The following is a 10,371-nucleotide window of genomic DNA, read 5'->3' as shown; positions in this document are numbered from 1 at the left end:
TTGAAGGAGTTTTCTGGCGGTTTTGCCCTTCAGGTGGTTCACTATTTGGGCCGGCGAGAGGTTTGGCTTTGCCTGGAGGAAAACGTGAACGTGGTCTGGCATTACTTCGAGTGCAATGACCTCACACCCGATTTCTTGGGAGTATTCCTTGAGCATTTCTTTGAGCCTTTCAGCGACTTTTCCAACGAGAATGTCCCTCCCGTATTTTGGTATCCAGACAAAGTGATAGGTTAAGAAGTGTTTTGCATGTCTTGTCCTCTTGATTCTCGGTGATTCAGGCTTCATTGTGAACCCCTTAATGTATGGTGTGTTTTATTGCTTAAATGTTTTTCGCTTTCCTGCCCTCAGGCGGGTCTTTCGATTACTGCATCCCCGCCCTAAAGAGCGAGGCTTTCAAAAGAAAAAAGTAACGCCCCCATTACCTAAAAGGTTTTTGGAGAAAAGAAGAGGAAGAATCACTCCTCCCTGAAGGCCCCGTACTTCTTGGGGTCGTAGAAGGGCGGAGCAACGGTTACGGCCTTCTTGGGCTTGCCCCTTATCTCTATCTCCAGCTCGACGCCTGGCTTGGCGTACTCCTCCTTCACGAATGCTATTCCTATGCCGATTCCGAGGAGCGGGGAGCTGGTTCCGCTGGTGACCTCGCCGATGAGCTCGCTGTCCGCGTAGACCTTGTAACCCTCCCTTGGGATGCCCTTGTCGACCATCTTGAAGTGCACCATCTTCCTTCCGAGGCCGCGCTCCCTCTGCTTGAGGAGGGCATCCCTGCCTATGAACTCCTTGTCCCAGAAGATGGCGAAGTCGAGGTTGGCCTGGAGGGGAGTAACCTCGTCGATGTCGGTGCTGAGGAGCTGGAGCTCCTTGGTCTCGTTTCCGTAGAGGGTATAGCCGGCCTCAAGCCTGAGGGTGTCGCGAGCACCGAGTCCGGCCGGCTTTATGCCGTACTTCTCTCCGACCTCGAGGATTCTCTCCCAGACGTGGAGAGCTTTCTCCGGCTTTCCGCGCTTGCTCTCGTCCGGGTGGTAGGGGTTGGCGTCCTCGAAGTAAATCTCCCAGCCGTTCTCGCCGGTGTAGCCGCTCCTTGAGAGGAGCATCTTAATTCCGTCGAGCTCAACCTCTTTTGCCTGGAACCACCAGAGCTCGTTGATGTCGATGCCGAAGAGGTCCTTGGCTAGGTCCCTCGCCTTCGGACCCTGGATTGAGAACATGACCATGTCGTAGGTCTTGTTCTCTATCTCGAGGTCAAGCTCACCGAACTTCTCGATTCCGCGCTTTATCGCGTTGAACCAGGCCTCGAGCTTCTCGAAGGCATCGCTGTCGCAGACCATCATGTATGTGTCGTTCCCCATGTTGAAGACCAGAGTTTCGTCCTTAACCGCTCCCCTCTCGTTGAGGACGAGGGTGTAGGTTCCGCTTATGGCGGGGGGCTTTGAGATGTCGTTGGTCGTGACGTACTGGAGGAACTCGAGGGCGTCCTTCCCGCGGAAGATGAACTCGCCCATGTGAGAGACGTCGAAGATTGCGACGCCGTTTCTAACGGCGAGGTGTTCGTCCTTTATGCTGGAGTACCAGATGGGCATCTCCCAGCCAGCGAACTCCTCGACCTTCTTGGCATTCTCCTTATGCCAGTCGAATATGTGGACCCTCTTGACCATAGCTATCACCGTTCAAACTTCAATCGGGGCGTTATAACCCTTTCCAATACATGGGCAACGATAATAAGCATCAACGTCCAAATTAATACTGGGGTGTTCGAGATGTTTGAGAAGGTATTGTACCCGACCGACTTTTCGGACGTGTCCATACACGCCCTGCGCACCTGCATCCCCAAGCTCATTTCCATGGGTGTTAGGGAGCTCTACCTCATCCACGTCGTCGATATAACCATAGCCGAGTTCGAGGCCTTTGAACTCGAGGACGTGTATCGCGAGAGGCTGGAGGGGCTGGCTGAGGAGCTCAAGGGGGACGGTGTGAAGGTCGAGGCGATTGTGAGGATAGGAATCCCTTCGATGGAAATAGCCGAGGCCGCCGAGGAGAAGGGAGTGGATCTAGTGGTCATTCCCAGCATGGGAGAGAACATATGGAGGACGATGTTCGTCGGAAGCACCGCCTCGAACCTTGCGAGGGCCACGAAGCGGCCGGTCCTGCTCCTCAAGTACGTCAACAGAGACGGTAAATTTGAGCTGTCAGGGGACTGTTCCGAGGTCTTCAGGCGTCCACTGGTGACTTTGGACTTCTCAAACTGCTCTATAAAGGTTCTCAAGACCGTCCGGAAGTTTGAGGAGCTGGTGGAGAGCGGGCTCCTTCTGCACTCGGTTGACTATGGCAGCATGGACGAGCTGGAGCACAACATAGAGCTGGCGAAGAAGAACCTCGAGAAGTCCGCGAGGGGACTGAGGGCGGGGTTCGAGGCAGAGGTGATGGTGGGCTCGGCGAGCCAGGCGATAATAGGGACGTCGCTCGCCAAGAACTCGACCCTCATAGTCATCGGCAAGAAGGGAAGGAGCTTCATCAAAGACCTACTCCTTGGCAGCACTGCGGAGCGTGTCATAAGGGACTCAAAAGTTCCTGTGCTGCTGGTTCCGTGTGATTGACCTCAGTCTGGAACGGCTTCCACATCAGGATTCGGTAGCTACCCTGTTGCCATCATCGGTCGTTCTTTTCTCCAATTTTCGCTTTATAAATCTACTCCCTCTTGCTCTCGCCGGTCATCACCGCGGAGGCTATCATGTGTGCCAGCCGGAGGGGTTCGGGGGTTAGGCCGGTCCTCGTGGTGGCCCGGATTATCTCGACCGCGGTCTTCTCGTCCACACCTGCGGCCTGGAAATAGAGCTTTTCGGGTATCATCTCAACCAGTGGGGGTGCCTTTTTAAGAAGCCCGAGCCTCTCCTCCGCATCGGGGAAGTGTTTCCTGAGCGCGGCCTCCATCGCCCCGATGTCCGGTCTCTTCCGAACGACTACTATAACCGGCAGTCCCGTTTCCCTGTGGAGCTCCTCCAGGTCAACGACGTTGAAGCCGGCGTAGGTTATGCCCTTAAGGAGAATCAGTCTCAAATCTTTGAATCTGGATGAGCTGATGGCGTCTATCATGGCCTCCGTGGCGTCCTTTCCGTCGACGGTTATCCAGCGCGAGAGAACGCCAACAACCTCCTGGGAGCCCTTCATGACGACGCCTATCAGAATCGTTTTCTCCCGCTGGAGTTTGGAAGAGAAAGAGAACGTCCCATCGTCAAACCCAACGACGCGTATCTGGGGCTTGACCTTCCTTATCATGACAGCACCTTCTCGAGCCACTCCGCGTATTCATCGTTTACCTTGTCCACCTCTATCCTGGCTATCACGGGAACCTCGTACGGGTGCATCTCTTTGATGGCGTCCCTCAGCTCCCTCCACTTCTCGACCTCTGTCTTGAGTATGGCGCCGACTTCGGTGTCCTCCTCGATCTTCCCCTGCCACCAGTAGAACGCCCTGTGCTCCCTGAGGTTGGCGCAGGCGATGAGCTTTCTCTCAAGGAGGGCTTTCACCACCTTCTCGGCGCTCTCCCAGTCGGGGAAGGTTGTGTAAACTAGTATCATCTCCATCCTCCCACCCGTCTTAAGCTCAACGGATAAGCTTAAATCGGTTGCGGGAGTAGTAAGGACGGGATGTGGTATGGAACGGGTGAGGGCGCACCTTAGAATCCACGGGCGCGTTCAGGGGGTTGGTTTTCGCTGGGGCATGCAGAGGGAGGCGAGGAAGCTCGGCGTCAGCGGGTGGGTGAGGAACCTGCCCGACGGCACTGTTGAGGCCGTTGTGGAGGGGGACGAGGAGAGGGTCGAAGCCCTGATAGGATGGGCACACCAGGGGTCGGCCCTCGCGAGGGTAACCCGTGTGGAGGTAAAATGGGAAGAACCGGAGGGGCTTGAGGGGTTCAGGGTCACTGGGTAGCGGCGAGACGCTCCATCAGGATCCTCTTGGGGCAGTACTTGACCTCGCAGTAGTTGCAGACGTACTTCTCCTTATCCTTCTCGGGCGTGTGGAGTATGAGTTTCCTGAAGCCCTGCATCTCCTTGATCCTCACGAAGACCTCGACGGGGAGCGTTCCGTCAATGACTATGTAGAGCTTCGTCGGCTCCTCGCGGAGGTTCCTGCTGAAGACCTCCATGACGGGAACCCCGTTCTGGTGGAGGAGCCCGAGCACCTGTGAGAAACCCTGGAGGTACTTCTCCTTGTCCAGCTCTATCTCGAGGACTTCCCATCCCATCAGCGGGGCGACGTCGATGAGGCTCGGCAGCGGGTTCAGCTTCGCGAAGATCAGCTTTAGAGGGTAGGTCTTCTCTATGTATTCGATGGTGTGGTAGACTATCTTCCTGTTGACCCCGATTATCCTGGCGAGCTCGCTTATTGGAACCTCGACGTTCCGGAGGTATATCTTGCCATTCTTTACGCTGAGGCCGTTCTCGAAGAGGAACTCGGCCACCTTTCTCCTGGCGGGGTAGTTCTTGAAGTAGGCCTCGAGTATGAGCATCATTTTTGTTCACCTCTTACCCACATATGAGTAGGAATGGATATTTAAATCTTTCCCCCGCGGCGCAAGGTTATTAACGGATGCCCCGTAGCTTCCACCGTAGGGGTGAGAGGATGGCGGACTTTGATGTGGTGGGAATTGGGAACCTTAACTACGACATCATAATGCTCATCGAGCGTTTTCCGGAATTTCACGAGAAGGTCAACGCGGAGGAGGCTTTCTTCGGCCTCGGTGGAGCGGCCGCGAACACCATAAGCTGGCTCGCGCACTTCGGCCTGAGAACGGGCTACATCGGCGCCGTCGGGAGGGATGAGATAGGTGAGGCCCACCTCTCGTACTTCAGGAGGATAGGCGTTGACACGGGCGGAATAAGGGTCGTCGATGCCCCCTCGGGCGTGGCCATAGCGATGATACGAGGGGAGGACAAGAGGATAGTGAAGTACCCCGGTGCGAACCTCCTCAAAGACCTCGATTTCAACTACCTCTCCAGGGCGCGGCACGTTCACCTTTCCTCGAACCCCAGGGAGACGATAGTGGACGTTGTCAATTTTGCCAACTCGCGGGGCATCACGGTCTCCCTCGACATAGGCGAGGCGGAGCTTCCTCCCGAGGTTGAGAGAAAGGTGGATTACCTGATGATGAACGAGGATGAGTACCGGAGAAAGTTCGGTTCCTTCGACCTTTCCCTCTCGGGGGCCAAAAACCTCGTGGTTACTCTGAACGGAGGAGGGGCGCTGGTCAGGGACGCCTCTGGAAACGTTCATGAGATCAGGGGGCTCAGCGCGGAGGTCGTTGATTCCACCGGTGCCGGGGACTCATTTGACGCGGGCGTTATCTACGGTGTTCTCAACGGATGGGGGCTGGATGACGCCGCGAGGCTCGGGATGCTTCTGGCGTACCTCACCGTTCAGAAGGTTGGAGCCAGAAGCGCGGTGATGCCCCTTGAGGACGTCATAGCCGCCGCCGGGGAGGTGGGTCTCAACCTGCCCTTCGGCAGAAACTGAGCGGGCTCTTTTTCCCCTCCCCGTGGGCAGGGGCCCCTTTCATAACGTTTAAATACCTGTCGATGTACTCCTTTTAAGCTTCCTGTTAAGAAACCCTTAAAAATCCGTGCCCTAAAAGTCTTAGAGGGGCCAAAAGTCCTTAGAGTGGAGGTGGCGCGCTTGGAAATCATAATCGACAACTTCAAGCCCAAGATCACCCGTCCGTTCAAGAGGAAGAACGAGTACTGGGTCAAGCTCATTCTCTCGGAGGGAGAGGAGTACATAATGAAGTTCAAGACCCCCCTGGAGGCGGAGGATGCCATATACGGTATGCTTGATGACCTTCAGGTTTACGGCGGGAAGGTCAAGCTTCAGCTCCGCGAGGGAAACGTCATAGAGCACATAGAAGTTATAGAGCTCTACAAGCCCTCGGCAAAGGAGCTCCTCAACGAGTACTTCACCGAGTGACCCCCTCATCTGATGTTCTTTTCTGTTCATTGGGGTTGGAAATATGACAAAAACCTATATATAGTGCAGTCCACATAGTTTAATATTGGACAGCTTTGTGGGCGTGAAGTCAGGGGATCGAATATTCTCTGGAGGTCGTTACTGTGGCAAGGCGGAAGAACAAGGAGCTCCTCGAACTTGCAATGGACATGGGCGGCGAGGAGGCCGTTGAGGTAATTAAGGCTCTTGAGAAGAAGAAGGAAGCCACGGACGAGGAACTTGCAGAGATAACGGAGATACGCGTTAATACAGTGAGAAAGGTTCTCTACATGCTCTACGACCAGGGACTGGCGGAGTTCAAGCGCATCCGCGACAAGGAGACCGGCTGGTATTACTACTACTGGCGCCTTGAGACCAAGCGCCTCCCCGAGATAATCCGCTCCAAAAAGATGGCGGAGCTCAAGAAGCTCAGGGAGATGCTGGAGGAGGAGACCAGCGAGATATACTACCACTGCGGCACACCGGGTCATCCAAAGCTTACCTTCGACGAGGCCATGGAGTACGAGTTCCAGTGCCCGATATGTGGCGCGATGCTCATGCAGTACGACAACACAGAGGTCGTGGAGGAGCTTAAGAGACGCATCGAGGAGCTTGAGATAGAACTCGGCCTCAGGAAGAAGCCCAGAAAGAAGTCCAACTGAATGGCTTTCCTTTAATGAACTTCGGGGATGGTGAGAATGGAGGAAGTGGTTATTCTGGAGAAAGTTTACGGTGACAGGAGCGGTTTTCTTAAACTCGACAGGAGACTGAAGGCCCTTCTGGGCGATCTGGAAGTTGAGTGGAAGCTTTCTGCCGTCAAGAAGAACTGGGTGAAGGTCTCCCTTACCGGGGAGGACGAGGAGATAAGCGCGAACCTGGTGCGCGATGAGTTCGGCGAGGTTCCGTACAGGCTGAGCGCGGTTAAAGAGGGAGAGACCTACCGCGGCCGCTTCATAGACCTCGGGAAGGTTGGCTACGGCGCCTACGTTGACGTTGGAATCTTCAGCCCGAGGCCGAAGGATGCCCTCCTGCCCCTCTACTACCTGAAGGAGACCTTCGGTGAGATTCCGGTCAGGGAGATGATAGGCAGGTTCGGCTGGGTTGACAACCTCCCCGTCGAGGTGACCGTTAGGGATGTAGAGTTCGGTGCCAGGGAGGTTGAGCTGGCCTTCAGCGACTCTCAGCTGAGGCGCATGAAATCCTGGCTCAGCGACGGCCACGACAAGCTCTTCATAACCGGGACGGTTAGCGAGAACGTTGAGAAAGCCCTCATCCAGACCGGCCACGGCAGGGACGTTAGGCGCGTCGAGGAGCTGGGCCTCATGGAGACGCTCCTCATACTCAAGAAGGGCACCCAGGCGCCGGGCATAATCAAGGAGATAGGGCCCCACTTGAAGGGAACCCTCATCGGCGCTATCAAGTTCGAAGAGTGAGCCCGTGGATTAGGCGGACCGCGAGGGCTGCCAGCAGGACGAAGCAGTAGGGGAACATGGCCGGCACGAAGAGCGCCACAGGGATGTAGATCAGGGTCATCAGGAACAGAAATGCCGTTTGTCCCTTCATTCTTATGCCTTTTTCTCTTCCCGCGATCGCGTAAACTGCAGTTGTGATCGTGAGGGAGCCGTTCAGCAGGAAGTCCCTGACATGTGCGGGCGTGTTGGGGTCCATGTTTGATGGTATGCCTGGCGGCAGTCCGAAGGCCCCGTAGAGCAGGAAGACTCCAATGCCGGTTATGAGAAGGTACGCGTAGTTTCTGAGGTGTCTCTTGGGGAAGGCTATCACAAATATCAGCGGCATCAGGACGAGGTAGGGGTTTATCGCCACCGCCAGGAGGGTGAACAGGGACAGCACCCCCGTCTGGAGGAGCGCCTTCAACTTCTCGGGCGAGAACGTCACGTTGCTCACTATCGCGAGGGCTATCATGAAACCCGCAAGGCCCAGGGCATCCCCGCTTACCTCACAGAAGCTCTCCCTGAACATCGGGGCGACGAAGGTCAGCCCGAAGACCAGAAAGCCCAGCTCGCGGGACCTCCTCGGGGCCAGGTAGAACGCGAAAGACATTATCAGGAGTATAAGGAGCCAGTGGACGAAGATTATGTTCTCCTCGATGGGGGGCACCGTTCTGAAGACTGCTCCCATGATGGCGCTCAGGGGGGAGTCCGGGGAGCCGCCGGCCGTGAATTTTAGGGCGGACGATAGGTATGTCAGGAATTCGTCAGTAAGTCCGGGTCTTTCCGCCGTGAGGTACCAGAGCAGGAAGAGGGAGGCGGCCAGCGCGTAGAACCTTCCCGCGTGGCTGTCGTCGCCGCTGAGGAGGACCAGGAATACGATGATTATGGTGAACACCAGCGTCAGAAATGTGGCCACCGAGCCTCTGGGAGGGTTCCACAGCCCCTCAAATGCCCTCTCCGTGAGGTGGATGCTGTCCTCCGAGCCCGTTATGAGAACGGTGCCGTTGAGGACGACGATGGAGGGGAGAAGGGAGGCGTTCGCGGGGAGTCCCGTCCGGTTCCAGACGGACGCCATGAGCCCGTTGTTGTAAACGTTGCCGACGAGAACCAGGGTGTCGTTTCCATGACGCTTGACGGTGTAGAGCTTTTCGTCCACGTAGTATGCCCAGCCCATTGCCCATGTCTCGTTGCCCGGGACGACGGTGTAGGTGGAATTTGAGCTCAGAAACGCCTGGAACGCTTCGGGGTTTGGATAATATGCCAGCTCGCCGGCAGAAACGAATGGAACCGCCAGCAGGAGGATGAGCGCGATTAGAACGGGAACCCTCTTCATGCTCTCCCTCCCGATGAGATACCCAGAGGTGGTTAAAAAGTTAATGCAGGGCCCCCCATAAAGAAGGGGGAGATAACGGGGGATTACTCCTCCTTGGATTCATCCGGGGCTTCCTTCCCGCCCCTCATCGCTTCGAGCTTCTCGACGAGCTTGTCAACTATCTCCATGAAGGCCTTGGCGGCAACCGTGTCCTCGTAGAGGACTATGGGCATGCCGGCGTCGCTTGCCTCCCTGGCCTTGAGGTCTATGGGTATGCCGCCGAGGAAGTCAACGCCCTCCTTCTCGGCGAGCTTCTTCCCGCCGCCCTTGCCGAAGATGTCTATCTCGCCGCCGCAGTGCGGGCAGATGAGGTAGCTCATGTTCTCGACGACCGCTATGTAGGGCACTTCCATCTTCTTCATCATGTTAACCGCCTTGCCTGTGTCGAGGAGCGCTACCTCCTGCGGGGTGGTGACGATAACCGCGGCGTCGAGCTTGAGGGTCTGGGTGACGGTCAGTATCTCGTCGCCGGTTCCGGGCGGGAAGTCGATTATCATGAAGTCGAGAGAACCCCATTTGACGTCGCCGAGGAGCTGCTTGATGGCCTTGGTGACTAGTGAGCCGCGCCAGATTATCGGCTGGTCGTCCGGAACGAGGAAGCCCATGCTCATGACCTTTATCGGGGTCGTCTGGCCGAGGAAGTCGTTCGTCGGCGGTATCATCTCGAACCTGCCGTCCTCCATCTTCTCGGCCAGAACCTCCGCCTCCTCAACGCCGAGCATCTTGGCGACGTTCGGCCCGTGTATGTCCGCGTCGAGTATTCCAACGAAGTAGCCCTTCTTTGCCAGAGCGGTGGCGAGGTTAACCGCCACGGTGCTCTTGCCGACGCCGCCCTTGCCGCTCAGGACGGCTATCTTGTACGTCCACTTCTCCTGCTTCTCGTTTATCCTCTGGGTGAGTGGGTCAGCGCCCAGTCCTCCTATGTTGAGTGTGGGAGCTTTGATCGTCATCTCATTCACCTCCGGCTTAGGTTGCCCTAAGGAACTTAAAAGTTTTGTCCAAAAATTTGACAGTATTACCCAGGTTTGGGTACTCTAAAGGGGGACGACGGCGGGTATGCCCCGTATCTCCCCAATCTCAACGTCCACGCCGTAAACCTCTCTGAAGAGCCCCCCGCCGAGAACCTCAAGACCCCCATCTGCCACGACCCTACCCCCCTTCATGAAGATGAATCTCTTCGCGAAGCGCAGCGCCAGATTGACGTCGTGCATCACCACTATCGCGGTTCCTCCCTCCCTGGAGAACCCCCTGGCGAGTCTCATAACCTCCAGCTGGCTTCTTATGTCCAGGTTGTTCGTTGGCTCGTCCATGATGAGTATTTTGGGCTCCTGGGCGAGGGCCCGCGCTATCCCCACCTTCTGAAGCTCACCGCCGCTCAGTCTGTTCGTGGTTTTGGTGGCCATGTTCTCTATCCCGAGCGTCCTCAGGGCTGCCCTGACAGCCTCGATGTCCCTCTTTGATGGCCTCAGCCCCATGTGGGGCCTCCTCCCAAGCAGCACCGTGTCGAAGACGGTCATAAACCCGGGCTCTGTTCTCTGCGGGACGTAGGCGATGAGGCGCGCGAGCTCGTCCCTC

14 protein-coding genes are annotated in these 10,371 nt (G+C 56.5%); 6 read left to right on the top strand and 8 right to left on the bottom strand.

What is annotated here, in order from left to right; genetic code table 11:
• Nucleotides 1-285, bottom strand: a 285-nt coding sequence (gene tnpA / locus APY94_RS12595) for an IS200/IS605 family transposase (protein ID WP_058939948.1), incomplete at its 3' end; no start/stop codon positions are given.
• Between the two features lie 170 nt (nucleotides 286-455).
• A complete protein-coding gene (gcvT, locus tag APY94_RS12590; protein ID WP_058939947.1) occupies nucleotides 456-1,652 on the bottom strand; it encodes a glycine cleavage system aminomethyltransferase GcvT in 1,197 nt (398 codons plus the stop codon).
• A 102-nt stretch (nucleotides 1,653-1,754) separates the two neighbouring features.
• Here gcvT and APY94_RS12585 point away from each other — a divergent pair, with 102 nt between their 5' ends.
• Nucleotides 1,755-2,591 carry a universal stress protein gene (locus APY94_RS12585; protein ID WP_058939946.1) on the top strand — a complete coding sequence of 279 codons (837 nt, stop codon included), beginning with the start codon at nucleotides 1,755-1,757 and terminating at the stop codon, nucleotides 2,589-2,591.
• A 91-nt stretch (nucleotides 2,592-2,682) separates the two neighbouring features.
• Here the strand turns inward: APY94_RS12585 and APY94_RS12580 are convergent, their stop codons facing one another.
• A complete protein-coding gene (locus APY94_RS12580) occupies nucleotides 2,683-3,270 on the bottom strand; it encodes an endonuclease dU (protein ID WP_058939945.1) in 588 nt (195 codons plus the stop codon).
• Nucleotides 3,267-3,578, bottom strand: coding sequence for a divalent-cation tolerance protein CutA (gene cutA / locus APY94_RS12575; RefSeq protein ID WP_058939944.1), 312 nt, complete (start codon nucleotides 3,576-3,578; stop codon nucleotides 3,267-3,269). Before cutA ends, APY94_RS12580 begins: the two co-directional genes overlap by 4 nt.
• 70 nt (nucleotides 3,579-3,648) lie before the next feature.
• Between cutA and APY94_RS12570 the strand changes: the two genes are divergently transcribed.
• Nucleotides 3,649-3,924, top strand: a complete 276-nt coding sequence (locus tag APY94_RS12570; RefSeq protein ID WP_058939943.1) for an acylphosphatase — start codon at nucleotides 3,649-3,651, stop codon at nucleotides 3,922-3,924.
• On the opposite strand, the gene APY94_RS12565 is transcribed toward APY94_RS12570, so the two are convergent.
• Nucleotides 3,914-4,507, bottom strand: coding sequence for a hypothetical protein (locus APY94_RS12565; protein WP_058939942.1), 594 nt, complete (start codon nucleotides 4,505-4,507; stop codon nucleotides 3,914-3,916). The genes APY94_RS12570 and APY94_RS12565 overlap by 11 nt on opposite strands.
• A 110-nt stretch (nucleotides 4,508-4,617) precedes the next feature.
• Here APY94_RS12565 and APY94_RS12560 point away from each other — a divergent pair, with 110 nt between their 5' ends.
• From APY94_RS12560 to APY94_RS12545, 4 genes are all read left to right on the top strand, one after another.
• A complete protein-coding gene (locus APY94_RS12560) occupies nucleotides 4,618-5,508 on the top strand; it encodes an ADP-dependent ribose-1-phosphate kinase (protein WP_058939941.1) in 891 nt (296 codons plus the stop codon).
• 159 nt (nucleotides 5,509-5,667) lie between these two features.
• Nucleotides 5,668-5,955: a hypothetical protein gene (locus tag APY94_RS12555; RefSeq protein ID WP_058939940.1), complete on the top strand. Its 288-nt coding sequence runs from the start codon at nucleotides 5,668-5,670 to the stop codon at nucleotides 5,953-5,955.
• Nucleotides 5,956-6,098: 143 nt separating this feature from the next.
• The gene (gene tfe / locus APY94_RS12550) at nucleotides 6,099-6,635 is read left to right on the top strand and encodes a transcription factor E (RefSeq protein ID WP_058939939.1); all 537 of its coding nucleotides are present in this window, start codon (nucleotides 6,099-6,101) and stop codon (nucleotides 6,633-6,635) included.
• A gap of 36 nt (nucleotides 6,636-6,671) precedes the next feature.
• Nucleotides 6,672-7,406, top strand: a complete 735-nt coding sequence (locus APY94_RS12545; RefSeq protein WP_058939938.1) for a DUF2110 family protein — start codon at nucleotides 6,672-6,674, stop codon at nucleotides 7,404-7,406.
• On the opposite strand, the gene APY94_RS12540 is transcribed toward APY94_RS12545, so the two are convergent.
• The 3 genes from APY94_RS12540 to APY94_RS12530 all read right to left on the bottom strand — a co-directional run.
• Nucleotides 7,390-8,757 (bottom strand): hypothetical protein, encoded by a 1,368-nt coding sequence (locus APY94_RS12540; RefSeq protein ID WP_058939937.1) that lies wholly within the window; start codon nucleotides 8,755-8,757, stop codon nucleotides 7,390-7,392. The genes APY94_RS12545 and APY94_RS12540 overlap by 17 nt on opposite strands.
• Before the next feature lie 83 nt (nucleotides 8,758-8,840).
• On the bottom strand, nucleotides 8,841-9,746 hold the full coding sequence (locus tag APY94_RS12535; protein ID WP_058939936.1) for an Mrp/NBP35 family ATP-binding protein: 906 nt from the start codon (nucleotides 9,744-9,746) through the stop codon (nucleotides 8,841-8,843).
• 84 nt (nucleotides 9,747-9,830) lie between these two features.
• The coding region (locus tag APY94_RS12530) for an ABC transporter ATP-binding protein (protein WP_058939935.1) at nucleotides 9,831-10,371 on the bottom strand (541 nt) is incomplete at its 5' end.

Source organism: Thermococcus celericrescens (assembly GCF_001484195.1).
GTDB lineage: Archaea > Methanobacteriota_B > Thermococci > Thermococcales > Thermococcaceae > Thermococcus > Thermococcus celericrescens.
This window is presented reverse-complemented; position numbering and strand designations above follow the sequence as displayed.